The organism is Amycolatopsis sp. cmx-11-32, from assembly GCF_047608695.1.
GTDB lineage: Bacteria > Actinomycetota > Actinomycetes > Mycobacteriales > Pseudonocardiaceae > Amycolatopsis.
Genome location: NZ_JADNQN010000004.1, coordinates 729,456 through 753,915, shown reverse-complemented (window position 1 = coordinate 753,915; position 24,460 = coordinate 729,456). Strand labels below are relative to the sequence as shown.

24 protein-coding genes, 1 tRNA gene and 1 pseudogene are annotated in these 24,460 nt (G+C 68.4%); 13 read left to right on the top strand and 13 right to left on the bottom strand.

Annotated elements, in window-relative coordinates:
- Positions 1-304 precede the first annotated feature (304 nt).
- Entirely contained in the window at positions 305-1,048 is a 744-nt protein-coding gene (locus ACM6LR_RS16055; RefSeq protein WP_414941485.1) for an isocitrate lyase/PEP mutase family protein, read from the bottom strand.
- Positions 1,045-1,509 carry a carboxymuconolactone decarboxylase family protein gene (locus tag ACM6LR_RS16050; protein ID WP_414941486.1) on the bottom strand — a complete coding sequence of 155 codons (465 nt, stop codon included), beginning with the start codon at positions 1,507-1,509 and terminating at the stop codon, positions 1,045-1,047. The genes ACM6LR_RS16055 and ACM6LR_RS16050 overlap by 4 nt, the downstream gene beginning before the upstream one ends.
- Before the next feature lie 45 nt (positions 1,510-1,554).
- Between ACM6LR_RS16050 and ACM6LR_RS16045 the strand changes: the two genes are divergently transcribed.
- Positions 1,555-2,934 (top strand): PLP-dependent aminotransferase family protein, encoded by a 1,380-nt coding sequence (locus ACM6LR_RS16045; protein ID WP_414944026.1) that lies wholly within the window; start codon positions 1,555-1,557, stop codon positions 2,932-2,934.
- 102 nt (positions 2,935-3,036) lie between these two features.
- Here ACM6LR_RS16045 and ACM6LR_RS16040 read toward each other — a convergent pair whose 3' ends face one another.
- Positions 3,037-3,717, bottom strand: a complete 681-nt coding sequence (locus ACM6LR_RS16040) for a peptidylprolyl isomerase (RefSeq protein ID WP_414941519.1) — start codon at positions 3,715-3,717, stop codon at positions 3,037-3,039.
- Positions 3,718-3,863: 146 nt separating this feature from the next.
- Here ACM6LR_RS16040 and ACM6LR_RS16035 point away from each other — a divergent pair, with 146 nt between their 5' ends.
- Together ACM6LR_RS16035 and ACM6LR_RS16030 are read left to right on the top strand one after the other, a co-directional pair.
- The gene (locus tag ACM6LR_RS16035) at positions 3,864-4,451 is read left to right on the top strand and encodes a hypothetical protein (RefSeq protein ID WP_414941488.1); all 588 of its coding nucleotides are present in this window, start codon (positions 3,864-3,866) and stop codon (positions 4,449-4,451) included.
- Positions 4,452-4,584: 133 nt separating this feature from the next.
- Positions 4,585-4,941, top strand: a complete 357-nt coding sequence (locus ACM6LR_RS16030) for a beta/gamma crystallin domain-containing protein (RefSeq protein ID WP_414941489.1) — start codon at positions 4,585-4,587, stop codon at positions 4,939-4,941.
- 254 nt (positions 4,942-5,195) lie between these two features.
- Here the strand turns inward: ACM6LR_RS16030 and meaB are convergent, their stop codons facing one another.
- A complete protein-coding gene (gene meaB, locus ACM6LR_RS16025; RefSeq protein WP_414941490.1) occupies positions 5,196-6,164 on the bottom strand; it encodes a methylmalonyl Co-A mutase-associated GTPase MeaB in 969 nt (322 codons plus the stop codon).
- A gap of 4 nt (positions 6,165-6,168) precedes the next feature.
- Complete coding sequence (locus ACM6LR_RS16020) at positions 6,169-7,359, bottom strand: acetyl-CoA C-acetyltransferase (RefSeq protein WP_414941491.1); 1,191 nt, start codon at positions 7,357-7,359, stop codon at positions 6,169-6,171.
- 131 nt (positions 7,360-7,490) lie between these two features.
- Here ACM6LR_RS16020 and mce point away from each other — a divergent pair, with 131 nt between their 5' ends.
- Entirely contained in the window at positions 7,491-7,940 is a 450-nt protein-coding gene (mce, locus tag ACM6LR_RS16015) for a methylmalonyl-CoA epimerase (RefSeq protein WP_414941492.1), read from the top strand.
- Here the strand turns inward: mce and ACM6LR_RS16010 are convergent.
- Both ACM6LR_RS16010 and ACM6LR_RS16005 read right to left on the bottom strand, forming a co-directional pair.
- Positions 7,934-8,497, bottom strand: a complete 564-nt coding sequence (locus ACM6LR_RS16010) for a TetR/AcrR family transcriptional regulator (RefSeq protein WP_414941493.1) — start codon at positions 8,495-8,497, stop codon at positions 7,934-7,936. The genes mce and ACM6LR_RS16010 overlap by 7 nt on opposite strands.
- Before the next feature lie 16 nt (positions 8,498-8,513).
- Entirely contained in the window at positions 8,514-8,882 is a 369-nt protein-coding gene (locus ACM6LR_RS16005; protein WP_414941494.1) for an SPW repeat protein, read from the bottom strand.
- 241 nt (positions 8,883-9,123) lie between these two features.
- On the opposite strand from ACM6LR_RS16005, the gene ccrA reads away from it, so the two are divergent.
- The 4 genes from ccrA (at position 9,124) to ACM6LR_RS15985 (ending at position 13,389) form a co-directional block, all read left to right on the top strand.
- A complete protein-coding gene (gene ccrA / locus ACM6LR_RS16000; protein WP_414941495.1) occupies positions 9,124-10,464 on the top strand; it encodes a crotonyl-CoA carboxylase/reductase in 1,341 nt (446 codons plus the stop codon).
- Positions 10,465-10,568: 104 nt separating this feature from the next.
- Positions 10,569-11,678 (top strand): chromosome segregation protein, encoded by a 1,110-nt coding sequence (locus ACM6LR_RS15995; protein ID WP_414941520.1) that lies wholly within the window; start codon positions 10,569-10,571, stop codon positions 11,676-11,678.
- A 104-nt stretch (positions 11,679-11,782) separates the two neighbouring features.
- A complete protein-coding gene (locus ACM6LR_RS15990; protein WP_414941496.1) occupies positions 11,783-12,232 on the top strand; it encodes a universal stress protein in 450 nt (149 codons plus the stop codon).
- Positions 12,232-13,389, top strand: a complete 1,158-nt coding sequence (locus tag ACM6LR_RS15985) for an adenylate cyclase regulatory domain-containing protein (protein ID WP_414941497.1) — start codon at positions 12,232-12,234, stop codon at positions 13,387-13,389. The genes ACM6LR_RS15990 and ACM6LR_RS15985 overlap by 1 nt, the downstream gene beginning before the upstream one ends.
- A gap of 291 nt (positions 13,390-13,680) precedes the next feature.
- Here ACM6LR_RS15985 and ACM6LR_RS15980 read toward each other — a convergent pair whose 3' ends face one another.
- From ACM6LR_RS15980 to ACM6LR_RS15970, 3 genes are read right to left on the bottom strand one after another with little or no spacing between them, the layout of a single operon-like run.
- Positions 13,681-14,913: an aldehyde dehydrogenase family protein gene (locus tag ACM6LR_RS15980; protein ID WP_414941498.1), complete on the bottom strand. Its 1,233-nt coding sequence runs from the start codon at positions 14,911-14,913 to the stop codon at positions 13,681-13,683.
- Positions 14,914-14,965: 52 nt separating this feature from the next.
- On the bottom strand, positions 14,966-15,679 hold the full coding sequence (locus ACM6LR_RS15975) for a M50 family metallopeptidase (protein ID WP_414941499.1): 714 nt from the start codon (positions 15,677-15,679) through the stop codon (positions 14,966-14,968).
- A gap of 35 nt (positions 15,680-15,714) precedes the next feature.
- A complete protein-coding gene (locus tag ACM6LR_RS15970) occupies positions 15,715-16,656 on the bottom strand; it encodes a DNA-3-methyladenine glycosylase family protein (RefSeq protein WP_414941500.1) in 942 nt (313 codons plus the stop codon).
- Positions 16,657-16,798: 142 nt separating this feature from the next.
- Between ACM6LR_RS15970 and ACM6LR_RS15965 the strand changes: the two genes are divergently transcribed.
- The 3 genes from ACM6LR_RS15965 (at position 16,799) to ACM6LR_RS15955 (ending at position 19,974) form a co-directional block, all read left to right on the top strand.
- On the top strand, positions 16,799-17,569 hold the full coding sequence (locus ACM6LR_RS15965) for a class I SAM-dependent methyltransferase (protein WP_414944025.1): 771 nt from the start codon (positions 16,799-16,801) through the stop codon (positions 17,567-17,569).
- Positions 17,566-18,894, top strand: coding sequence for a M20 family metallopeptidase (locus ACM6LR_RS15960; RefSeq protein ID WP_414941502.1), 1,329 nt, complete (start codon positions 17,566-17,568; stop codon positions 18,892-18,894). The genes ACM6LR_RS15965 and ACM6LR_RS15960 overlap by 4 nt, the downstream gene beginning before the upstream one ends.
- 126 nt (positions 18,895-19,020) lie before the next feature.
- On the top strand, positions 19,021-19,974 hold the full coding sequence (locus ACM6LR_RS15955; RefSeq protein WP_414941503.1) for a trypsin-like peptidase domain-containing protein: 954 nt from the start codon (positions 19,021-19,023) through the stop codon (positions 19,972-19,974).
- An 87-nt stretch (positions 19,975-20,061) separates the two neighbouring features.
- On the opposite strand, the gene ACM6LR_RS15950 is transcribed toward ACM6LR_RS15955, so the two are convergent.
- Entirely contained in the window at positions 20,062-20,439 is a 378-nt protein-coding gene (locus ACM6LR_RS15950) for a DUF3224 domain-containing protein (protein ID WP_414944024.1), read from the bottom strand.
- A 47-nt stretch (positions 20,440-20,486) separates the two neighbouring features.
- Positions 20,487-21,871 (bottom strand): annotated as a pseudogene (locus ACM6LR_RS15945) (helicase HerA-like domain-containing protein).
- A 112-nt stretch (positions 21,872-21,983) separates the two neighbouring features.
- Here ACM6LR_RS15945 and orn point away from each other — a divergent pair.
- Positions 21,984-22,592 carry an oligoribonuclease gene (orn, locus tag ACM6LR_RS15940; protein ID WP_414941506.1) on the top strand — a complete coding sequence of 203 codons (609 nt, stop codon included), beginning with the start codon at positions 21,984-21,986 and terminating at the stop codon, positions 22,590-22,592.
- A 78-nt stretch (positions 22,593-22,670) separates the two neighbouring features.
- Positions 22,671-22,746, top strand: a tRNA-His gene (locus tag ACM6LR_RS15935).
- 321 nt (positions 22,747-23,067) lie between these two features.
- Here the strand turns inward: ACM6LR_RS15935 and ACM6LR_RS15930 are convergent.
- The gene (locus ACM6LR_RS15930) at positions 23,068-24,288 is read right to left on the bottom strand and encodes a L,D-transpeptidase (protein ID WP_414941507.1); all 1,221 of its coding nucleotides are present in this window, start codon (positions 24,286-24,288) and stop codon (positions 23,068-23,070) included.
- Between the last annotated feature and the right edge of the window lie 172 nt (positions 24,289-24,460).

Here is a 24,460-nt window from a genome sequence, read left to right as displayed (position 1 = left end):
CGCTCGACAACCCCGGCATCGTCTCGATCCCCGTCGCGTTCTTCCTCGGCTGGCTCGGCACCGTGCTGTCCAAAGAACACAACCAGAAGAAGTACGCCGAGATGGAGGTCCGCTCCCTCACCGGCGCGGGCGCAGAGAAAGCCGTCACCCACTAAGTCGCCGGGGCGGTGCGGCCGGCATCCAACGCCCCCGGCCGCACCGTCCCGGTTCCCCTTCCCCAGGAGCTGAAGGGGACTTTCCCCACATACGATGCGGGGAAAGTCCCCTTCACCGCGTACTACGCGGGCATGGTCCCCTTCAGCCTCTAGTACGGCAGCTTCCCCGCTGCCAGGTCGGCCAGTTTCGCCCGGATATCGGCGCGGACCGACTTCCACAGCCCGGTGCCCAGAGAGATCCGCGCCACCCCCAGTGCGGCGAGCGCGGAGAGATCGTAGCCCCCGGGAAGCGGTGCGACGTTGACCGCGCCGGGAGCGACGGCCTTCACGTAGTCGGCCAGTACCTCCTGCGACTTCATCAGGATCGGGTAGACGCAGTCCGCCCCTGCCTCGAGATACGCCCGGCCCCGCGCGATTCCGTCGTCCAGGACGGCTCGCTCGTCGGACGCGCCGAGGAAGACGTCGACACGGGCGTTGATCACCAACGCGTCCCCGGCGGCCTTCCGCAGCTGAGCGATCCGTTCCGCCTGCGCTTCCAGCGGTCTCAGCCCGCCGGCCGCGTGGTCGGTGTCCTCGTAGTTGCAGCCGACCGCGCCGGTCTCGGCCAGCCTCTCGGCGAGTACCCCCGCTTCGAGGCCGTAGCCGGATTCCACGTCGACGGTGACCGGCACGGACACCGCCCGCGCGATCCGTGCGGCGGCCGCGAACATCTCGGCGGCCGGCGCGTCCTCCCCGTCGTCGTAACCGAGCGTCTTCGCGATGGCGAAGGAACTCGTTGCCACCACAGGGAATCCGGCCGCCTCCACAAGACGCGCGCTGTCGGCGTCCCACGCGTTCGGCAGGAGCAGCGGCGTACCCGCGACGTGCAGTTCCCTCAGCCGCGCCGCGGTCATTCGGCGCGCTCGGGCAGAGGCGCGTGGCTGATCACGCACATGCGGTTCCAGCTGTTGATCGCGATGGCCTCCCAAACGACGGTGCGGTACTGCTCCTCGGTGAAGACGCGGGTGGCCTCTTCGTAGACGTCGTCCGGGACCTCGTGCACGGTCGCCAGGTTCGTGATCGCCTCGGTGAGCGCGAGCGCGGCGCGCTCCTGCTCGGTGAAGAGTTCGGTCTCGCGCCAGCCCTGCAGCACGAACAGCCGCCGCGGCGACTCACCCATCTGCAGCGCGTCGTGAGAGTGCATGTCGAGGCAGAACGCGCAGTGGTTGATCTGCGACGACCGCATCTTCACCAGTTCGAGGATCTTCTGGTCGACACCGGCGTTGACGGCGGCCTTCTCGACTTCGGCTTGCAGTTTCGCCATCGCCTGGTAGATCTCGGGCACTCGTTTGCCCACGTGGATTCGTTCGGTCATGGCTCGAATCTAGCGGCAACTGGCCCACGCGTATGGTCCAGTCGCATGGAAGAATCATGGTCCAGTTCGGGAATAGACGTCCACCTGGACTGGTGCCCCGAAAGCGGCCGGACCGGGCTCGCCGCCGCGATCCGCGCCGCCATCCGGGAAGGCCGCTGGCAGGCGGGCGCGGCCGTGCCGTCCACCCGGGCGCTGGCCCAGGACCTCGGCGTCGCCAGGGGGACGGTCACCCGCGTCTACTCCGACCTCGCCGCGGAGGGGTATCTGCGGACCGCTCAGGGCGCCCCGACCCGCGTCGCGACGGCGGGCGCGCTGCCCGCGTCGCCACCGAGGCCCGTCCCCCGCGACCCGGCGCCGCGTTGGGATCTGCGCCCCGGCAGGCCGAACCTGTCCGCGTTCCCCCGGTCGGCCTGGCTCGCGGCGACCCGGCGGGCACTGCACCAGGCGCCGATGCCGGCCTTCGACTACACGGCCGAGTCCGGTGCGGCGGAACTGCGGGAGACGGTCGCCGCGTATCTGGCCAGGAGCCGCGGCGTGGTCGCCGACCCCGAGCGCATCCTGGTGTGCGCCGGGTTCTCGCACGCGATCGCGATATTGACGCGGGTCCTGCGCGCACGCGGCGCGGAAGAGATCGCGTTCGAGAACCCGTCGCTGCACATCTATCGGGACATCGCCGCGGCGAACGGGTCCAGGGTGGTCGGCGTCCCCGTCGACGACCACGGGATCGAGGTGTCCGCTTTGGACAGTCCGGCGGTGGTGGTCACCCCGGCGCACCAGTATCCGCTGGGTGTCACCCTCGCCGCCGCGCGACGGGCGGAACTCGCCCGCTGGGCGGCGAAAACCGGCGCCATCGTCATCGAGGACGACTACGACGGCGAGTTCCGGTTCGACCGCCAGCAGGTCGGCGCGTTGCAGGCGTTGGCACCCGAACGGGTCGTGTACGTGGGGACGACGAGCAAGACCCTCGCGCCGTCGCTGCGCCTGGGGTGGATGGTGCTGCCGCGGTTCCTCGTCGAACCGGTGCGTGCGGAGATGTATGCGAGCGGGGCGCGGCCTGCCCTGCTGGACCAGCTGACGATGGCCGAACTGATCGAATCGGGCGCCTACGACCAGCACATCCGCCGGTGCCGCGCCGAGTACCGCTCCCGGCGTGACCGGCTGCTGGCGGCCCTGCCGGATTCCGTGCTGCCGCAGGGCATCTCGGCGGGGCTGCATCTGGTGCTCCAGTTCCCCGGTGCAGTTCCCGGGGAGATGGAGGTGCTGGCCGCCTGCCGCCGTCGCGCGATCGGGGTCGAAGGGCTGAGCGGCTACTGGATCGGCGAGCCGCGGCGCGAAGGACTCATCATCGGATACGGCGCCGCCGCGAAACACGCTTTCGGCGGCGCCACCCAAGCCCTGCGCGAGGCCATCTTCGAGGTCACCTGACACCCCCCGCGTTTCGTCCTCTAGTTGCGGTAGTTCGTTGTGCGAACCACCGCAACTAGAGGACGAAACGCGACGGGGGCAGGGGGTCAGGGGGTCAGGGGGTCAGCAGTACCAGGGGCGGGCGCGCTGGATGTCGGTCTTCCGGACGGGGGCGCCGTCGACCGGGGCGGGGTCTTCCGGAGTCGGCTTGATGCCGCCCGCGGCGACGTCGTCGAGGGTTTCGAGGCCTTCGTGGCCGACAGTGCCGAAGATCGTGTAGTTCGGGCGCAGCGCGGAGTCGCCGTACACGACGAAGAACTGGCTGCCGTTCGTCGCCGGACCCGCGTTGGCCATCGCGAGGACGCCGCGCGAGTACACCTTCCGCTCACCTGTCGGGTCGGTCGGCGCGGGCGGCAGACCGACGGGCAGTTCGTCCTTGTACTTGTAGCCGGGACCGCCCTCGCCGGTGCCACTCGGGTCGCCGCACTGCAGCACCTTCAACGTCGGGTACGCCGTCAGCCGGTGACACGTCGTGCGGTCGTAGAACCGGTGCGTCGCCAGGTGCAGGAAGCTCTGCACCGTGCACGGCGCCTTCGCCCGATCGAGGGTCAGGTCGATCTTGCCCTGGTTCGTCTTCAGCTGCACCGGCACCTTGCCCCGGTTCGGCGTTCGACGGGGGTCCGGCGGCAGCGGAACCGGCCGCGCGGCGGGCTCGTCCGGAGTCTGCGTGTACTGGCAGGGCCCCTTCGTGACCTTCGGCGGCGCAGCTTCGGCCGACGCCGTTCCGGTACCGACCGCGAGCATCAGCCCGGCGCCCAGCACAGCCACAAAAACTTTCGCGATCCTCTGCACGGTTCCTGCCTCCCAGCCGTGGACGAAGAAGAGAGCATAGGGTGAATCCCCACCGCTTACACAGGTCCGGAAGTAGGTCCGCGGTTAGGGTCGGAGCCGTGGAGATCGCCGAACGACACCAATGGCAGCTGAACGCGCTGACCTTCCTGTACGCGTACACGCAGTACGTCCTGGTGCACGAACGCGTCATGGCGGGCCTGCCGCCGGACAAGCCGGCCGAACTCGACAAACCGCGCGTCCTCAGGCTCGCCAAGGTCGTCGACGACATGATCCTCGACTTCCGCAAGGGGGACGGGCTGACCGACCTCGAACGCCGCCGGGTGATCCGCCTCGCCAGGGAGATCAAGTCGCACGTCCGGGAGAAATGGCCGCGCGGTGACGCGTCGCTGACCGAGTGGATCGCCTCGGCCGCGGCGCACTTCTACTGCGAGGAGCACATCAACAACGGCTACGTCCGGATGGGCCGCGTCTTCGACCCCGACATGGCGGACAGGTTCCTGGAGCGCGTCGAATTCTGCCGAGGACAGACCGTCACGATCACGAATTACGCCAACAAGGTCGCCGACGGCGAAGAACTGACTTTCGGTGAGACTAACCAGCTCGAGGTCTGGAAAGAGGACGCCGTCAGCCATTTGGACAACCTCGACAGCGACTTCGGCGACATCAAAATGTATGTTGAATTCTAGTCGCTGCACGGACGAACAGACTTGCTTGTCCCAACGTACCCACAGAACAGTGGGCAAATTGACAACCGCCACCGGTGATCGAGATGCTCGACAGTGAAGCTCCTTTTTTCGGATTTCTACCGAAGGAGAATCCATGATCTCGAACAAGAAGAAGAAGGCAAGCCGCATCATGGCCGTGGCGGCCGCCGCTGCCGCCACGTTCACGATGCTCGTGCCGACCGGGACCTCGTTGGCCATCGATCACATTCCCTGCAAAGAAGGGGAGAACTACCTGAAGATCTGGTCGCACCTCGGCGGGGGAAGCAGCGTCGACTGCTACGCCAACCGCGGGAGGATCAACTTCGGGGGTTGGTGGATCGACCGAATCTCCACCGGGAACAACGACCTGGTCTACTACGACAGCAATGGTTCTGACGTGAGAATCAACCGCTGGACCGATATCAGTTTCCCGAATCGACCCCCGAAGGTCCGCGTCATCGAAATCCTCTGAACGATCCTCTTGAACGATAAGGACAATTAGGGCCAAGGGTGTGTTAGGTACCGAATCACGGTCCGTGAAGGACTCCTTGAGGGACCCAGAGTCCCTCAAGGAGTCCTTCACGGACTTGGAACAGCCGGCCGGTCGCTCCAGTGGCCCCGCGCCAGTCACCACGGTGGCGCGTGAAGGACGCCTTTACGTACTTCAGGTGGGCGAACCGCGCGACAGGACCGCATGGGTCAGGTCTCGTGAGCCGTCCTTACCACTCACGAGTCCCGAAGGTCCGCGATCAGTTCCGCGGCTGCCGCGAACGGGTCGATCTTTCGCGCCACCACGCGTTCGGCCAGGTCGGCGAGCCGATCACCGTGCCGCAGGTCGACGATCTCCGCGCGCAGCCGCTGGACGGCGATCGCCTCGACCTCATCACGAGCCCGTGCCGCCCGCCGCCGGGGCAGTTCGTCCCGCTGGACCAGCCAGTCGTGGTGTTCGCCCAGCGCGCGGACGACGTCATCGACGCCTTCGCCCCTCGATGCCACCGTTCGCACGATCGGCTGACGCCAGCTCGGACCGCGGATCTCCCGGCGCACCAGGGAGATCATCTGCTTGAGGTCGTGCACGGTCGCGTCCGCGCCCTCGCGGTCGGCCTTGTTGACCACGAACACGTCCGCGATCTCCAGCACCCCGGCCTTCGCCGCCTGGATGCCGTCGCCCATACCGGGCGCGAGCAGGACCACCGTGGTGTCGGCCAGTTTCACGACGTCCACTTCGGACTGCCCGACCCCGACGGTCTCGATCAGCACGACGTCGAACCCGGCCGCGTCGAGGACGCGGACCGCCTGCGGGGTCGCCCACGACAGCCCGCCGAGGTGCCCGCGGGTGGCCATCGAGCGGATGAACACACCAGGGTCGGTGGCGTGCTCGGTCATCCGGATCCGGTCACCGAGCAGCGCCCCGCCGGAGAACGGCGACGACGGGTCGATCGCCAGCACCCCGACCCGCAGGCCCTCCGCTCGCAAGGCCGTGAGCAGCGCGGACGTCGATGTCGACTTGCCGACACCGGGTGGCCCGGTCAGCCCGATGACGCGCGCGTTGCCGGTGTGCGGCGTCAGTTTCGCCGCGACCTCGGGCAATTGCGGATGAGCGTCCTCGACCAGCGACAGCAACCGGGCGATCGCGCGGGGAACGCCGTCCCGCGCGCGACCGACCAGTTCGTCGATATCCAGCTGTACCGGCAAGGGCTTACGGAACGCGCAGCAGCAGCGCGTCACCCTGGCCGCCGCCACCACAAAGGGCGGCCGCGCCGAGACCGCCGCCACGACGGCGAAGCTCGTGGATCAGGTGCACGGCCAGCCGCGCTCCGGAAGCGCCGATCGGGTGACCGAGCGCGATGGCGCCGCCATCGACGTTGACCTTGTCGGTGTTGAACACGTCGATGCCGAGCTTGTCACTGGAGACCAGCCCGACGGCGGCGAACGCCTCGTTGATCTCGATCAGGTCGAGCGCGTCCGCGGTCAGCTTCTCCTTGGCCAGCGCGGCCAGGATCGCGTTCGACGGCTGCTCGTGCAGGCTGGCGTCCGGGCCGGAGACCACGCCGTGCGCGCCGATCTCGGCGAGCGCGGTGAGGCCCAGTTCCTCGGCCTTGGCCTTGCTGGCCACGACGACCGCGGCCGCGCCGTCGGAGATCTGCGACGCCGAACCGGCGGTGATCGTGCCGTCGGAGGCGAACGCCGGACGCAACTTCGCGAGGCTTTCCGCGGTGGTGTCGGCGCGGACGCCTTCGTCCTTCGAGAAGACGACCGGGTCGCCCTTGCGCTGCGGGACCGACACCGGCGCGATCTCGGCGTCGAAGCGGCCTTCCGCGATGGCGGCGGCGGCACGCTGGTGCGAACGCGCGGAGAACTCGTCCTGCTGCTCGCGGGTGAGGCCGTAACGGCTGTTGTACTTCTCCGTCGACGAGCCCATCGCGACCTGGTCGAAAGCACAGAAGAGGCCGTCGTAAGCCATGTGGTCGACGAGCGTGGTGTCGCCGTACTTGAAACCGGCACGCGACTTCGGCAGCAGGTGCGGCGCCTGGGTCATCGACTCCTGGCCACCCGCGACGATCAGGTCGAACTCACCCGCGCGGATGAGCTGGTCGGCGAGCGCGATGGCGTCGAGACCGGAGAGGCAGACCTTGTTGATGGTCAGCGCCGGGACGGTCATCGGGATGCCACCGGCGACCGCGGCCTGACGGGCCGGGATCTGGCCGGCGCCCGCGGTGAGCACCTGGCCCATGATCGTGTACTGGACCGCGTCCGGCGAGACACCGGCCTGTTCGAGCGCCGCCTTGATCGCGAACCCGCCCAGTTGCGCACCCGAAAAGTCCTTCAGGGAACCGAGCAATCGCCCGATCGGTGTACGGGCGGCACCCAGGATCACGGAACCGGACACGGCGTCCTCCAAGCATCGGCGCAAGGGCAAAGGCGGTCTTCGCGACCATACCGGGGGAACCGGCCTCTTGATGGAGACAGTGTGAGGCGGCGCACGCCGGTTCGCCCGCTCGCGGACCTATCCTGCTCTGCATGAACCAGGCGCTGAAACCGTTCGTGACCGCCATCGACCACGTCGGCATCGCGGTGCCCGACCTCGACGCCGCGATCGCCTTCCACGCCGAGCATTTCGGCCTGGAGGTGGCGCACGAGGAGGTCAACGAGGAGCAGGGCGTCCGCGAGGCGATGCTGCGCGCGCCGGGCACCGCCGGGACCGAGACCGCGATCCAGCTCCTCGCGCCGCTGCGCGACGACTCGGCGATCGGGAAGTTCCTCGCGAAGAGCGGCCCCGGCTTGCAACAGCTGGCGTATCGAGTGTCCGATGTGGACGCCGCCGCCGCGGCGCTGCGCGCGCGGGGACTCCGGCTGCTCTACGACGAAGCGAAGCGCGGCACGTCCAACAGCCGGGTGAACTTCATCCATCCCAAGGACGCCGGCGGTGTGCTCGTGGAACTGGTCGAGCCCGCGAAGGACGGTCACTGACCGCGCGTCAGCGCCTCGGCGATGAAGGCGACCTCGCGATCGATCTCGGCGGGGTCCCGGTCTTCGTTGTGCCGCGCCGTCGCGTGGCGGTGGCTGACCGCCCGCGCGAGCAGCCCGGACGCCGAGTCGACGTCGGCGATCGCGAGTTTGCCGCCGGTCGCGGCGACGATCACCGCCTTCACCTGGCGGACGAGTTGCTGGAACCGTTCGGCCAGCGCGTCGCGGACCGCGCGATGCGTGTCGGCTTCGCGCCACAACAGGTGTGACAGCGCCAAGGACCGGTTGAACCGCCGGTCGAGTTCGCGGACGAGGCCGCGCAGGCTGCCCGCGAGGTCGCCGGGGACCACCACGACGGCCGGTTCGATCCGGGCGTCCGGCAGTTCGGCGACCAGGGCGGACAGCAGGTCCGGCTTGCGCCGGAAGTAGTAGTGCACCAGGCCTTTGGGCACACCGGCCTGTTCGGCGATCCGGGACGTGGGGGTGGCGTCGAACCCGGATTCGGCGAAAAGCGCCTCCGCGGCCCGCAGGATGCGCTGTTTCGCCGAATCCTCTTTCACGCGGTCTCCTCCGGGGTCAGTGCTGTCCCGCCGCCTTGTGCGTCGCCTGTGCGATCGGCATCGCCGCCGCCCCGGCCACCACGGTCAGGACGCCGCCGATCCAGGCGGTCCAGGACGCGCCCATGAAGTCGGCGTAGCCCATCACCCATGGCGAAATGAACAGCAGCGCGCCCAGGACGATCTGAACGCCTTCGCCGTAAACCATGCCAGGCATCGCAAGCGACGCGAGGCCGTCGAGAGCGATCAGCACGCCGAGGACGACGAGCGTCCACATCGCGGTGTTGTCCGTGGTCATCCAGAGGGGTGAAAGCGCGACCACGGCACCGATGACCACCTCCGCCCAGTCATGGGGACGGCTCCAAGGGCGCGTCGTGGGTTCATTCATCCGTGCTCACCTCCGAAAATCGGCTTGACCTGCAGGTCGGAGAGATCTCCACCACCGATGCTCCGCTTGATTGGCCGGCCGGTCAAGACCGGTCGATAACACTTCGGACGGGGACGTGCTCCACGTCTCGTACAGTTGTGGACTTGGTTACCCATGAGTAATTTGGGCGAACCACTCGTTGCCGGTGCGGCCGTATCAGCGCAGTGCCGCCAACGCCGTCCCCCCATCCGCGGAGGTTTCGATGACGCAGCTCGGCGAGATCCAGCAGGCCATTCTGAACGATGACCTCGACGCCGTGGCGTCGCTCGACGTGCCGGAGACCTATCGCGGGGTGACCGTGCACAAGGACGAGGCCGACATGTTCCAGGGCCTCGAAAGCCGGGACAAGGACCCGCGCAAGTCGCTGCACGTGGACGAGGTCCCGACACCGGAACTCGGCCCCGGCGAGGCGCTGGTCGCGGTCATGGCGAGCGCGATCAACTACAACACCGTCTGGACCTCGATCTTCGAACCGGTCTCGACCTTCAAGTTCCTGGAGCGCTACGGGCGGCTCTCGCCGCTGTCGAAGCGCCACGACCTGCCGTACCACGTCGTCGGCTCGGACCTGTCCGGCGTCGTGCTGCGCACCGGCGTCGGCGTGCACAACTGGAAGCCGGGCGACGAGGTCGTCGCACACTGCCTCAACGTGGAACTCGAAAGCCCGGACGGGCACAACGACACGATGCTCGACACCGAGCAGCGGATCTGGGGCTTCGAAACGAACTTCGGCGGGCTCGCCGAGATCGCGCTGGTCAAGGCGAACCAGCTGATGCCGAAGCCGGACCACCTCACGTGGGAAGAGGCCGCGTCCCCCGGTCTGGTGAATTCCACGGCCTACCGGCAGCTCGTCTCCCGCAACGGCGCGGACATGAAGCAGGGCGACGTCGTGCTGATCTGGGGCGCTTCGGGCGGCCTCGGCTCCTACGCGACGCAGTACGCACTCAACGGCGGCGCGATCCCGGTGTGCGTGGTCTCCAGTCCCGAGAAGGCGGAGATCTGCCGCAAGCTCGGCGCGGAGCTGATCATCGACCGCGACGCCGAGGGCTACAAGTTCTGGAAGGACGAGAACAACCAGGACCCGAAGGAGTGGCAGCGGTTCGGCAAGAAGATCCGCGATCTGACCGGCGGCGAAGACCCGGACATCGTCTTCGAGCACCCTGGCCGTGAGACCTTCGGCGCCTCGGTTTACGCCGCGCGCAAGGGCGGGACGATCGTCACGTGCGCGTCGACGTCCGGGTTCATGCACCAGTACGACAACCGCTATCTGTGGATGAACCTGAAGCGGATCATCGGCAGTCACTTCGCCAACTACCGCGAATCGTGGGAAGCGAACCGGCTGATCTCGAAGGGTCTGATCCACCCGACGCTCTCGAAGACCTACGCGCTGGAAGACACCGGCCAGGCCGCGCTGGACGTGCACCGCAACGCCCACCAGGGCAAGGTCGGCGTGCTCGCCCTTGCGCCGGAAGAAGGTCTGGGCGTCCGGAACCACGAACTGCGTGAGAAGCACATCGACGGGATCAACGCGTTCAGGAACGTTTAGCGCGCCAGAACGCACTTTCGCCGCGCGTTGCGTGGGTGCTCACCCTTCCGTGACTCCAGCTCGACTACGGTAGAAGGATGAGCCTTGGCGAGGAACGGGAGCTAGTGCCGCTGGGAGCCGGCTTCGACGTGGCGAAGCGCGGTTACAGCCGTGCGCAGGTCGACGAACATCTGGAACGGCTGGACGCCGATCTGAAGATGCTCACCGCCGATCGCGATGCCGCCATCGGACAGGCAGGCGACCTGGCACGGCAGTTGGAGACCGCGCGCGGCGAGATCGCGGACCTGCGCGGTCAGGTCGACAGGCTGGCCCAGCCGCCGACGAGCGTCGAAGGCCTTTCCGAGCGCCTGCAGCGCATGCTGCGGCTCGCGCAGGACGAGTCCGCCGACACCAAGGCGCGCGCGGAAGCCGAAGCCGGGCACATCCGTGCCAAGGCGGAGACCGACGCGAGCGCCATGCGCGCCCGCTACGAGCAGCTGCTCAACGAACTCGACCTCCGCCGCAAGGAGATGGAGGCCGAGCACCGCGGTGTGCTGGAGACCGCGCGCGCCGAGGCCAAGGACATCACCGACAAGGCGAAGGCCGAGCGCGACAAGCTCGACGTCGAGTCGCAGCAGCGCCGCACGCAGGTCGAAGAGGACTTCGAGATCGCGATGGCGTCGCGGCGCACCGAAGCCATGCACGCGCTGGCCGAGCAGGAGGCCGCGAGCAAGGCCGAGGCCGCCCGCCGCGTCCGCGAGGCCACCGAGGACGCCGCCGCCATCCGCGCGAAGGTGCTCGAAGAGGAGACGGCGGCCAAGGCCGACATCGAGCGTCGTCAGCGGGAGTCCGTCGCCGACGCCAACAAGCGCAAGCAGGACTCGATCACCGAGGCCAACGCCCGGCTCGCCGAGGCTGCCGACGAGGCACGCCGCCGCGTCCGGCAGGCCACGGAGGAGTCCAACCGGCGGATCACACAGGCCACCGAACGGGTCGAAGCGCTCCGCAAGGTGCGCTCCAGTCTGGCCGAGCAGGTCCGCACCGCGCGGACCGCGCTCGCCGAAGCGAGGCACGTGCTCGGCGACGAACCGCACGTCCCGGCGGATCTCAAGGCGAAGCCGTCGCCCGACTCGGAAGCCACCGTGCAGATCCGGACGGCCGATGTGCCGAAGGCCACATCCGGCGCGAAGCCTTCACCTCGACCTGCGGCAGCGCAGAAACCGACTGGCGAGTAACCTTCTTCTCCGACCGGGCTCACGACACCCTGCGGGACCGTCGGCGAGCGGTTATCGTCGCTGCTCGCACGCCGGTGCGGCAGACAGATCGGTGGAGGTTGCGGATGGCTGCATATCGGACCGTGGTCGTGGGCACGGACGGCTCGGATTCCTCGTTCGCCGCGGTCGACAAGGCGGCGGGCGTCGCCGGGGACTCCGGAGCGACCCTGGTCGTCGTGTGCGCCTACTACCCCGCCAACAAGGGCGATGTGGAGAAGGCACAGGACGCCCTGCGTGAGGAGGCGCACCAGATCGTGGGCTCGGCACCGGCCGAGGACACGCTGCTGTCCGCCCGTGACCGGGCCGCCAAGGCAGGCGCGCAGAACATCGAGACCGCCGCCGTCGTCGGCGACCCCGTCGACGCGCTGCGCAAGGTCGTCGCGGATCGCTCCGCGGACCTGCTGGTGGTCGGCAACCGCGGGCTGAACACCCTCGCGGGCCGCATCCTGGGCTCCGTGCCGTCCGAGGTGGCGCGGAAGTCCGGGGTGGACGTGCTCATCGTGCACACCACGTAATGGCCGATACCGGCGAGCCCGCACCCGACGCGCTTCAGCAGCGTCTCGAACGGATCCTCCTCGGCGGCAGACGCAAGTACACCCGGCTCGAAGTCGCCGAGAAGGCAGGCGTTCCCGAAGAGCGTTCTCGGCGGCTTTGGCGTGCGCTGGGCTTCGCGACCGTCGATGACGACGAGGTCGTCTTCACCGACGCCGACATCGACGCGATCCGCACCGCCGACCAGCTGATGAACTCGGGCCTGATCGACCCGAGCATCGAGCTGGCGGTGACGCGCGCACTGGGCCAGCACCTTTCGCGGCTCGCGGAATGGCAGGTCCACATGCTGTGGACGATGATCACCGAGAACAAGGACATCGGCACCAGCGAACCGCAGATCGCGCGGCTCGTCGACCGGCTGCTGCCCGAGCTGGCGAAGGTGCAGAACTTCGTCTGGCGACGGCACCTCGCGGCCTACGCCGGGCGGGCGTTCGCGTCCCCGGACGAAGACCTCGAAGCCAGGACCGAGGTCGTCGGGTTCGTCGACATGGTCGGCTACACCCGGCTGACCAGGCAGATCGACGAGGACGAGCTGAGCGCCGTCCTCGACCGGTTCGAATCCGTCGCCACCGAGGTCGTCGCCGAGCACCACGGGCGGATCGTTAAAATGATCGGCGACGAGGTGCTGTTCGTCGCCGATTCGGCCGTCGACGGCGCCGAGATCGCCCTCGCGCTGTCCGAACGCGCCGACGCCGACGAAACCCTGCCCGCCGTGCGCGCCGGCCTGGCGTCGGGCCGGATCCTCCTCCGGTTCGGCGACGTCTACGGCTCGGTGGTGAACCTCGCCGCCCGCCTCACCTCCACCGCGCGGCCGGGCACCATCCTGGTGGACAAGGAACTCGCCACCGAACTCCTCGAGTTCCCGGAGTACGAGGTGCGGACCCGGCGGCCCGTTTCGGTGCGGGGGTACAGCCGGCTCCGGCCCTCTTCGCTGCGGCGAGCACGGGATCGGCCCTCGGGAATGTTCGCCACTTCGCAGCAGCTCGCCGCGGAGATGCTGGGGCTGACGCCTGGGGCCGCCGCTTCGGAGTCTTCTGACGTGGAGGAGATCGAGGACGCCACAGCGGACTCGTCACCTTCTCGGCCTCGGCCTCGCTCGAAGCGGCGCCGGCGGCGCTGAGCGCTTCACTCGTCGCGGGAGCAAGGGACCTTTGCTATCGCCTCGGGGGCTCGCGGGGTCTGGGGCTGTGTGGAAACAGGGACGTTGAGTGTCCCTGTTTCCACAGCTTCTGTCCTGGACGTGAAGAACTCTCCGACCCGGCGGGGTTCGAACTCAGGCGTCGGCTCCTAACCGAGACCGTGTAGATCTTGGGACGTCAGATGTCCCACAATCCACACAGTGGTCGCGAGAGTCCGTCGCCGGGAGCAAGGGACCTTTGCTATCGCTGCCGCTGTCGGGAGCTTCCCGCGGTCAGGCGGGCAGCACGGCGTACTGCCGCACGTAGAGGTCGGTGTAGGTGACCGGGCCACGCGGACCCGGGACCCTGTCCAGGTTGATGCCGGTCTCGGGGACGGCCAGGAGCTTGAAGCCGTCGAGCAGCCGGGTGGGGGCGTTCCAGAAGACGCCGGTGCCGGTATAGGCGTCGAAGAACGCGTCGGCGGCTTCGCTGCTTTCGGTGGCGATGCCGGCGGCCAGGCCCGAGGTCTGCTCGTTGGCGATCTCCGCCGCCTCGGGCAGGCTCGCGACCTTCGCGACGGTGACGGTGGCTTCGTGGTCGGAGTCGAGGGCCCATTCGTAGCCGATGGCGTGCTCGTGGGGTGCGAGCGACGGCGTGACTCCGCGTTCGGCCAGCGCGCCGGAGATGCCGGGCCAGACGCGGTCGTGGGCGTCCTCGTGGATCAGCAGCAGGTTCAGCCGGTTGCAGACGCCGAGCCGGTCGAGGCTGGTGAAGACCAGGTCCCGTGCCTTGTCGGTGTCAGCCGCCTCGTCGATGTACAGCACACCACCGCCGTCGGCGTGGGCCAGCGTGCGGACGCCGTGGACGGCCGCCTCGGTGGCCAGCGCCCGGGTGCTGTCACCGCTGCCGCGCAGGATGACCAGCGGTACGAGCGCGGGGAAACGCACCAGCGCGGAAGCCGCTTCGCGCTCGGCGCGGGGCACCAGCTGGATGACGTCCGGGTCGATACCCGCCTCGGCGAGCGCGGGGGCGATCACGGTCTCGCGCAGGCGCTGGGCCGAGCCGAGCGCGGCGGAACCCGTGCGGAGCACGCCACCGTTGCGTGACTTCACCAGCTGCGAGGCGACGTCGACCGTGACGTTCGGGCGCGCCTCGTAGTTCGCGCCGATCACGCCGACCGGGCGGCGGCGTTCCACCAGCCGCAGTCCTCCGTCCAAAGTGGACACATCGACGGACCGCTCCTGGTGCGGCGCGCCGGCCAGGAGGCGGAGCTGCTCGGCCATGCCGGTCAACCGCTCGGGCGTGATGGTGAGCCGGTCAAGGAGCCCGGCGCTCATTCCGTCCTCGCGTGCCTTCGCGATATCGGCCTGGTTCGCCTCCAGCACCGCGTCGGCGTGCTCGACCAGCTTGCCCGCCATGGCGTTCAGCGCGGCGTCGATCGCCTCCGCGGAGGCGGCGGCCAGTGACGGCGCGGCCCGTTTCGCCGATCGAGCGCATTCCTCGACGGCCTTGGCGACCTCGTCCATCTGGTGACTCCTTCCGCGCGGAACGAGCCATCAGTCTGCCGCACCGCCCCGGTCAGGCGACGGTCGGCTCCAGCAGCCACAACCCGCCCGCGAACAGACAGCTCACCGTCAGCACGGCCATCACCAGCACCCACAGCACCGCGGGCATCCCGGTGAGCCTGCCGAGCTGATCGGCGTCGGAATCCCGCGCCGACCCCCGGCGCCGTTTGATCTGCAGCTCGACCACCGGCCGGACGCCGCCGAACAGCAGGAACCAGGTCAGCAGATAGACGAAGATCGCCTGGAACCACGACGGCGCAACCAGTGCGACCAACCCGAGCACCACCGAACTGGTGACCACCGCGAAAACGCCGTAGGTGTTGCGCACCATCACCAGTACGCCCAGCAGCATCAGGGCCATCACGATCAGGACGACGGTGATCAGATCCGACGAGAGGAACCCGGCGAACACCAGCCCGAGCACCGCGGCCGCCGGGTACCCGGCCAGCGCGGTGAACGCCATCCCCGGTCCCTCCGGCTTCCCGCGGGAGACGGTGACGCCGGAGGTGTCCGAGTGCAGCTTGATGCCCTGCAGCCGTCGGCCGACCAGCACGGCCGCCAGCGCGTGGCCTGCCTCATGTACGAGCGTGATCACGTTGCGGGCGATCCGCCATGGCCTGCCGGACAGCACCACGAGCAGGGCGAGACCACCAGTGACCAGGGTGATCGTGCCGGGCGGGGTGGACTGGGCGATGTCGGAAACCGTTTCGGCGGGAGACGAGCTCACCGCACCAGCTCACCACAAGCCGGGTACGTCCCGTGTCAGGCGGTCATCGAACCCCCGATCTCGCGCGTGCGAAACTCCCGGTCGTTGCGCAAGGCGAAGGCCACCCAGCTGCGGAACGGCCGCCACACCGCGGACAGTTCCTCCAGTTCCTCGGGCGGCGCCAGCGGCAGGTCGTACGCGGCCCGCATGGCCTCCTGCAACCGAGGCTCGTCTCCGGGGAAGACGTCCGGGTGCCCAGCGCCCCGGATCAGGATCAGCTGTGCCGAGAACGGGCCGATCCCCGGCAACCGCTGCAGGCAGCGCAACGCGTCCGGGACCGGCATCGCGCGCAGGTACGCGGCGTCGAGCAGACCGTCCTTGGCGGCGTTGGCCACCGCACGCAGCCGCTCGGCCTTCATTTCCGGCAGCCCGCGCCCGGCCTCCGGCCCGGCCAGGACGTCCGGCGCCGGGAACGACATGAGGATCTTGCCGCCGACGTTCACCGGCCTGCCCAACTCCTCGGCGAGCCGTCGTTTCACCGTGGCGGCCTGCGACATCCGCGTCCGGTGACTCAGGATCGCCCAGCAGGCCGCTTCGTACGGCGAATGGAACAGCACGGGCCGCAGCCCGGGAAACGTCTGCTGAAGGCGGCGCACCACGGGATCAGCGGTGCCGACCTTGGCGAAGCCGACACCGTCGACGTCCACCGAAAGGATCCTCCGCACCTGGGCGCCGACCTCGACGGCGAGCCCTTCGTCGGCGAAGACCTCCACCTCGATCGAGCCGGGCGATCTCTGTCTGACGGCCGCACCGACGTGCTCCCAGCCCGCTTCGGCGGGAAAGGCGAGGCGCAGGGTGCCGGGTTCGGCATCGGCGTCCGTGCGGCACGCGGGCGGGAAATCGGTCAGGAACCGGATGGACTTGTCGAGGTCGAACGGGCCGCGCACCGGGATGCGAAGCGTGGTCGTGGCGGTGTGCTGCAGGATCGAGCCGGTCATTTTCGGGCTCCTTCGGCTGGGGAACGGTGACTCCCTCCGACGCTAGAGACGGCCACCGACAGTTTCGGGTCGCGGTGGCGGGAATGTCGCGAACGGGCCGGTCATGGCAGATTCTCGGGTGACCACCGTGAAGGGAGCAGTCATGCCGGACCATCGCGAACGTCTCTTGGGCCTGCTGCGGCCGGGTACCACGCCCGCCGGGGCAGGGGAAGGTTTTCTCGATCTGCTGGGAGAAATTCCGCAGGCGGGGCCGCCGACCGGCCTCGCGCAGCGGCTCATGCGCACCTCCGCCGTGCCGCTGATCTACGAGCGGTACTGGCGTCCCACGCTGGGCAGGGTCGCGAAGGGACTGAACGGCCCGACCATGGCGGACGAGGTCCGGATCGCGATCGAAGCGCTCGGCCTTCGCCCCGGCCAGGTCGCCCTGGACGTCGCCTGCGGCACCGGCCGGTTCACCCGCGCGTTCGGCGAAGCGGTCGGCCCGGATGGGCTGTCGATCGGGCTCGACGGTTCGGTCACCATGCTGAAGAAGGCACTCGCCGCACCCAACCCCGCTTCGGTGGCCTATGTGCGTGCCGACGCCGTCGATCTGCCGCTCGACGATTCCACTGTGGACGCCCTCTGCTGTTTCGCCGCACTGCACATGTTCGCCGACCCGGACGCGGCACTGGATTCGTTCGCCCGGGTACTGAAACCCGGCGGCTCGCTCGTGATGCTGACCAGCGCCCGGCACAGCGACCAGCCGATGCGGCTGGCAGACACCGTCCTCGGCAGGCTGAGCGGACAGCGGATGTTCGATCGCGGCGAGATCGCGGTGAAACTGTTCCGGCGCGGCTTCGACCACGTGGACGAGCGGTACTCCGGCGTCACGCAGATCGTCACGGGCGAGCTACCGGTTAACATCCGGAAATGATCCGCTCTGAGCACGCTTCGCCGACTCCCCCAGACGACAGCTACCTCCGTTCGCTGGTCGAAGCGACCGCGGACGCCGTCACCGCGGCCGAGCCCCTCGGCTCGCCGCATGATGGCGCGGACTCCGCCACACGGGACGCCGTCGGTGCCGAAATCCGCGCGCTGACGGCGGAATTGGTGGAACTGAGCCGAGACCTGCACGCGCATCCCGAAGAGGGTTTCGCCGAGCACCGCTCGGTTCGCGCGCTCGGGGACCTGCTCCAGCGGCACGGCCACGAGGTGACCATCGGCGCGGGCGGGCTCGACACCGCCTTGGTCGCGAGCACTCCCGGAACCGGCCCGCACATCGCGGTCCTCTCCGAGTACGACGCCCTTCCCGGGCTCGGCCACGGCTGCGGGCACAACGTCATCTGCACCGCCGGCGCGGGCGGGTTCCTTGGTGCGGCGGCGGTCGCCGAACGGCTGGGCGGCCGGGTGTCGCTGATCGGCACACCGGCGGAGGAAGGCGGTGGCGGCAAGGAAACCATGGCCCGCGCGGGCGTTTTCGACGACGTCGACGCCGTGCTCATGCTCCACCCCTTCAGTCACGACATCGCCATGCACCCGTTCCTCGGCAGGCGACAGCTGGAAATGGTGTTCCACGGTGTCGGCGCGCACGCCTCGGCTCAGCCGTTCATGGGGCGCAACGCACTCGACGCCGCCGTCGCCGCGTACCAGGGCGTCGCGGCACTTCGGCAGCATCTGCCCTCCAGCGACCGCGTCCACGGCGTCTTCAGCGACGGTGGCGCACGGCCGAACGTCGTTCCCGAACGGGCGGCGCTGCTGTTCTACCTCCGCTCCGCGCAACCGGAAACGCTGCGCGACCTCGCCGAGCGGGTTTCGGCGATCGCGCGCGGCGCGGCGGAGATGACCGGCTGCGGCGTCGAACTGCTTTGGGACGAGCAGCCCGCGTACCTGCCGATCCGGTTCAACACCACCCTCGCCGGACGCTGGTCGGCGCATCAGGTCGACGCCGGCCGCAAACCGCTGCCGCCGGGGATCGTGCCGGAGTTCCTCACCGGCTCGACCGATCTCGGCAACCTCTCCTACCGGATGCCGGCGATCCACCCGATGATCGCCATCGCCGGGCCGACGACCGCCTTGCACACCAAGGAGTTCGCGGCCGCGGCCGGTTCGCCGGACGGTGATCGCGCGGTCGTCGACGGCGCGCTGGGGCTGGCGATGACCGCCGTCGACTACCTGGCCGACGCGAAACTCCGTGCCGCGGTGCACGAAGAGTTCGAGGCTTCGGGCGGCGCGCTGGACGTACCGGCGTTCTTCGACTGAGAAAACGTCGACACGCTCGAAGTTCTTCCGCTGAGAGGGCATGGGCAGAGTCTCAGCTGATTCTTCTCAGCAAAGCCCAGGGGATTTCCACAGGCGATTCACAAGTACGGGCGCGAATCTGGTGCCATGACAGAGAACGAGAGTCGGCCCGGCCCCGCCTCCACCGGTGGGCACCAGCCGCCGCACCAGCAGCATTACCCCGGTCACACCCCTTGGCAGGCCGCGCCGAATCCGCTCTTCACCCAGACGCCGGCCCCGCCGCCCCGTAAGAAGGGCGGCCGGGTCGCCGTCCTCGTCAGTGCGACGGCGCTCGCCGCCGCACTCGTCGGCGGTGTCGGCGGAGCGGCACTCATGGGCATCGACTCCGCTTCGTCGGGGTCCGGCACAGGTTCGTCCTCGGTCGCCAACGGGCAACTGGTCGGGAACAACACTTCGGGTGACGTCAGCGGGGTCGCCGCGAAGGTGACGCCGAGCGTCGTCCAGGTGAACGTGACCACCGCACAGGGTGAGGCTGTCGGCTCCGGCGTCATCCTGACGGCGGACGGGCGCATCGTCACGAACGCCCATGTGGTCAACGACGCCCTAGGCGACGTGACCGTCACGCTTTCGGATGGCAAGCAGTACAAGGCGAGCGTGGTCGGCGCCGACACGAAGGCCGACATCGCCGTCCTCCAAGCGAAGAACGCGAGCGGGTTGACCCCGGCCTCGCTCGGCGACTCGAGCAAGCTCGTCGCGGGACAACAGGTCGTCGCGATCGGCTCGCCCGGCGGACTGCAGAACACCGTGACCACCGGGATCGTGAGCGCGCTGAACCGCGAGCTCGACGAGTTGAGCGGCGGCCAGGACCGGCGCTCGCCCTACAGCAGGACCACGAACGAAAGCGGGCCGAGCTACACCGCGATCCAGACCGACGCCCCGATCAACCAGGGCAACTCGGGAGGGGCGCTGGTGGACGCGCGGGGCAACGTCATCGGCATCAACTCGGCGCTGTACAACCCGGCTTCGACCGGCAGCATCGGCATCGGCTTCGCGATCCCCATCAACGACGCGAAGAAGATCGTCGAGCAGATCGTCGGCTGACCCGGCCGTCTGGACCGCTGTCAGGGGGCGGCCCAGCAGGCACTGTCCGTGAAGGCCTCCTTCGTGCGGGGAGACCTTCACGGACTTTCAGAGTTCGTAGGTGAGGGTGAAAGTGTGGTTGCCTTCGTCGTCCTGGACGATCTCCGCAGTTCCGGTGATACCGGCCAGTTCGCCGTGACCGGAGCCCGGCAAGACGATCAGGCGATGCCCGTTCTCCCCCGCCGAGTGGTGCAGGACGAAGCCACCTCTACGTCCGCCGACGGACACGGCCAGCCGCTCGAAGGCGACGTACGCCGAGGACGTCTCGTTCACCGCCGTGAGCATCTCGACGGCGCTGGTCCCCTCGACGTCACCGGTGAACGTCTTGGTCAGCCGCACTCGCGAGAACTCGGTGTCTTCGGCCTTCTCGGTGCTCTGCGGATCCCAGCCGTCCACGGTGAACGACGCTGTCGCGGTGTTGATCATGACGTCGAGCCTGTCTCACATACCTGACAAAACACGTCAGGTATTCCTCACCGCCTCCGGTTCCCGAACAGGCCGCGGGTGATCTCCCGTCCGAGCGCGCTCGCCGCGGAGCGAAGGAACGACTTCACCGCCGGGTTCTTCATCGCCTGCTCGACCATCCCAGGCCCTTCCTTCTCGGGTTTCGGCGCCGGGGGCACTTCCGGCGGAGCCTCACCGGCGGGCGGCGCGGCCACCTTCGCCGCGAGCTTCTCGTAGGCCGACTCGCGGTCGATCGTCTTGGCGTACTTCGCGTGCAGATCCGAAGACGTCGTCGCCGCGGAGATGGCTTCGGCCCCGATGGACCCCATCTTCGACCGCGGCGCGCGAAGGCGGGTCCACGCGACAGGCGTCGGCGCGCCCCGCTCGGAAAGCACCGTGACGATCGCTTCGCCGATACCGAGCGACGTCAGCGCCAAGTCCAGTTCGTAGTGCTCCGTCTTCGGGTACGTCTTCACCGTCTTCGTCAGCGCTGCCTGGTCCTCGGGCGTGAAGGCGCGCAACGCGTGCTGCACCCGAGCGCCCAGCTGGGACAGGACGTTGTTCGGGATGTCCGTCGGGAGCTGCGTACAGAAGAACACGCCGACACCCTTGGAGCGGATCAGCTTCACGGTCTGCTCGATGCGTTCCAGGAACGCCTTCGACGCATCGTGGAACAGCAAGTGTGCTTCGTCGAAGAAAAACACCAGTTTCGGCTTGTCGAGGTCGCCCTCTTCGGGCAGTTCCTCGAACAACTCGGCCAGCAGCCACATGAGGAACGTCGAGAACAGCGCGGGTTTCGACTGGAGGTTGTCCAGCTCCAGCAAGGTCACCATCGCCTTGCCATCGACCTGGCGCATCAGGTCGTGGACGTCCAGCTCGGGCTCGCCGAAGAAGTCCTCACCGCCTTGAGCCTCCAGATTGGACAGCGCCCGGAGGATCACCCCGGCCGTCGCGGTGGAGACGCCGCCGATGCCCTTCAGGTCCCCTTTGCCCTCGTCACTGGTCAGGTGCGTGATGACCGAACGGAGGTCCTTCGAGTCCAGCAGCGCGAGGCCGCGCTGATCGGCCCAATGAAAGATCAGGCCGAGCGTCGACTCTTGGGTTTCGTTGAGCCCCAGCACCTTCGACAGCAGGATCGGGCCGAAACTCGTGATCGTCGCCCGGATCGGCGATCCCTTGCCACCCGTGCCCAGCGACAGGAACTGCACGGGGAACGCGGACGGCTCCCACTGATCACCCAGTTCTTCCACGCGTTCGGCGATCTTGTCGTTGCTCTCGCCCTGCGCCGCGAGCCCCGACGGACCGCGGCACCCGCCTCGGCCTTGCCGTCGATCACGACGGCACCCAACTCGACCGCCGCCCCCTCGCTCACGTAACCCTGCGCGATCTCCTGGGCTGGACCCTGTTCGGCCACTGTCGCTCCCTGGTCTGTGATACGGCTCACCTGAGGGTGCACACGCTGCCAGTTAGCCGCCGAACCCGCACGTCGCGCGCCCCGAATTCCCGGGTCGGGTTAGGGTTCCGGGGTGAACGACCGCCTAGTCTGGATCGACTGCGAAATGACGGGGCTCGACCTCGGCAAGGACGCGTTGATCGAAATAGCCGCGCTGGTGACCGACGCCGAACTCAACGTCCTCGGCGAAGGCGTCGACATCGTCATCCACGCCGACGACGAAACCCTCGACGGCATGCCCGAGGTCGTCCGCGAGATGCACGCCCACTCCGGCCTCACCGAAGAGGTCCGGCGCTCCACGGTCACCATGGAGGAGGCCGAGCGGCGCGTCCTCGAGTACATCCGCGCGCACGTGCCCGAGGCCAACGTCGCCCCGCTCGCCGGCAACTCCATCGCTACCGACCGCGGCTTCATCACCCGCGACATGCCCGCTCTCGACGAGCACCTGCACTACCGCATGGTCGACGTCTCGTCGGTGAAGGAACTCGTCCGGCGCTGGTACCCGCGGATCTACTACGCCAAGCCCGAGAAGGGCCTCGCCCACCGCGCGCTCGCCGACATCAAGGAATCCATCGGCGAACTCGACTACTACCGTCGCGTGGCCTTCGTCCCGCAGCCCGGACCGACCACCGAACAGGCCAAGGCCGCTGCCGCTGAAGTGCAGGAACGCCACGAACCGTAACCCGTTGCGAGCCCCGGAAACGGGCACGCTAATATAGTGCGGCCGAGGTGATGGGGAAGCTTCCCGAGCCTGGCGATGGTGGGCGTAGCTCAGTTGGTAGAGCACCTGGTTGTGGTCCAGGAGGTCGCGGGTTCGAAACCCGTCGCTCACCCCATCACCCCAGTTTGGTCGGGTCTCACGGCCTTCATCCGGACTGGGGTTTCGCTTTTCCCGGGGCCGCCGGTGACACGGCGTGGCGATCGCGCGGGTTCACGCGCGGAGAATGCCATTGAACGATGGCCGGTCTTGCGGTTTGGGATTCTGCATGCTCGCCGGGGCCTGTACGGCCTCGCCGTCGAACCGAAAACCCACGCCGCCGGTGACGCCTGGTCCGATCGCAACCGTGACCGCGGCGCGGCTCACCTCGACCTCCGGAACACCATGAGGGGTCCCTTCAGGACCGATTTCGTCCTAGGGGACCCCTCATGGCGTCGCGTCAGTTGCGGTCGCCGCCGGTCTTCCAGTCGTCCCACGACATCTGCCACACCGACCAGCCGTCGGTCGGCTTCAGTACCTGCGGACCCGAGTTGGCGACCGTGATGATGTCGCCCTTCTTCGAAGTGTCCATCAGCCACTTCGCGTTCTCCGTCGACAGGTTGATGCAGCCGTGGCTCACGTTCCGCTTGCCCTGCGATCCGACCGACCACGGCGCCGAGTGGTAGAAGATGCCGCTGTTCGACATCCGCACCGCGTACTTCACGAACGTCCGGTAGCCGGCCTTGCTGTCCGTCGGGACGCCGTAGGTACTCGAGTCCATTGTGTACCCGGTGTGCTCGCTCATCACCGTGTAAGTCCCGGTGGGAGTGCTGCTCGACGGCTTGCCCATCGAGATCGGCATCTGCTTGACTTCTTGGTCGTTCACCACGACCTTCATCTGGTGCGTGCCGCCGTCGGCGGTCGCGACCAGTTTGTCGCCGACGACCACCTTGGCGGGCTTGTCCTCGCGACCGAAGGTGTTGTTGCCCAGGTTCTTGCCGTAGATGGCCGCGTTGACCGAGATCTTCGTGCCCGGCTTGAAGTACTCCTTGGGCCGCCACATCACGGTCTTCTCACCGAACCAATGGAAAGCGCCCTCGGCCGGCGGCTCGGTCACGATCTTCAGCGCCTTCTCGGTCGCCGCCTTGTCCGGCACGTTGCCGGTGAAGCTGAAGATCAACGGCAGGCCGACGCCGACCGTCTCACCTTCGACCAGGTTGATCGAGACACCGATCTGACGGCCCGCCTTGGCCGTGGAGAACGTCGAGGTCGCGGTGACCGGCTTGCCGTCGGTGCCGGTCGCGGCGGCGGTGACGGTGTAGCTCTTGCCGTAGCCGAGCGGTTCCGACGACTCCCAGCCCGAACCGTCCTCCTTCGGCTTGCCCGCGACGACCTTGCCATCGGTGCCGGCCAGCTTGACCTCGCCCACCTTGCCGTCGGCGACGGCGACGGACACCGGCTCGCCGGGCGCCACGTCCGCCGCGCCCTGCGCCGGAGTCAGCGTCATCGCGGCGGGCTTCGGAGCCGGAGCGGCCTCACCGCTCTGCTGGGAACCACCGGGAGTACCACCCGGAGACGGCGATTCACCCGACGGTGTACTACTGCACGCCGCGAGTGTGAACCCGACCACCACAGCCACCAACGCCACCCGCGACCGCCCCGTCGCTCCCCAGACCCTCATGCACACCGCCCGTTTCGCGTGGTACCAACCCCTACGTCTGGCTATAGTCTGCCTGACCGGCCGCAACGCTCGCGGCCGGATGGCCGAATCCGTCCCCGTGACGCCCACGGCGGCCGGAGGGGACCCCCTGAAACGGGCCCCAGCAACCCTGTGTTAATGTTTTCCACGTCGC

Coding starts and splice junctions, on each gene's coding strand:
- ACM6LR_RS16055 (WP_414941485.1), bottom strand. CDS start 1,048: ATGACCGCGGCGCGGCTGAGGGAACTGCACGTCGCGGGTACGCCGCTG.
- ACM6LR_RS16050 (WP_414941486.1), bottom strand. CDS start 1,509: ATGACCGAACGAATCCACGTGGGCAAACGAGTGCCCGAGATCTACCAG.
- ACM6LR_RS16045 (WP_414944026.1), top strand. CDS start 1,555: ATGGAAGAATCATGGTCCAGTTCGGGAATAGACGTCCACCTGGACTGG.
- ACM6LR_RS16040 (WP_414941519.1), bottom strand. CDS start 3,717: ATGCTCGCGGTCGGTACCGGAACGGCGTCGGCCGAAGCTGCGCCGCCG.
- ACM6LR_RS16030 (WP_414941489.1), top strand. CDS start 4,585: ATGATCTCGAACAAGAAGAAGAAGGCAAGCCGCATCATGGCCGTGGCG.
- mce (WP_414941492.1), top strand. CDS start 7,491: ATGAACCAGGCGCTGAAACCGTTCGTGACCGCCATCGACCACGTCGGC.
- ACM6LR_RS16005 (WP_414941494.1), bottom strand. CDS start 8,882: ATGAATGAACCCACGACGCGCCCTTGGAGCCGTCCCCATGACTGGGCG.
- ccrA (WP_414941495.1), top strand. CDS start 9,124: ATGACGCAGCTCGGCGAGATCCAGCAGGCCATTCTGAACGATGACCTC.
- ACM6LR_RS15990 (WP_414941496.1), top strand. CDS start 11,783: ATGGCTGCATATCGGACCGTGGTCGTGGGCACGGACGGCTCGGATTCC.
- ACM6LR_RS15985 (WP_414941497.1), top strand. CDS start 12,232: ATGGCCGATACCGGCGAGCCCGCACCCGACGCGCTTCAGCAGCGTCTC.
- ACM6LR_RS15980 (WP_414941498.1), bottom strand. CDS start 14,913: ATGGACGAGGTCGCCAAGGCCGTCGAGGAATGCGCTCGATCGGCGAAA.
- ACM6LR_RS15970 (WP_414941500.1), bottom strand. CDS start 16,656: ATGACCGGCTCGATCCTGCAGCACACCGCCACGACCACGCTTCGCATC.
- ACM6LR_RS15965 (WP_414944025.1), top strand. CDS start 16,799: ATGCCGGACCATCGCGAACGTCTCTTGGGCCTGCTGCGGCCGGGTACC.
- ACM6LR_RS15960 (WP_414941502.1), top strand. CDS start 17,566: ATGATCCGCTCTGAGCACGCTTCGCCGACTCCCCCAGACGACAGCTAC.
- ACM6LR_RS15955 (WP_414941503.1), top strand. CDS start 19,021: ATGACAGAGAACGAGAGTCGGCCCGGCCCCGCCTCCACCGGTGGGCAC.
- ACM6LR_RS15950 (WP_414944024.1), bottom strand. CDS start 20,439: ATGATCAACACCGCGACAGCGTCGTTCACCGTGGACGGCTGGGATCCG.
- ACM6LR_RS15930 (WP_414941507.1), bottom strand. CDS start 24,288: ATGAGGGTCTGGGGAGCGACGGGGCGGTCGCGGGTGGCGTTGGTGGCT.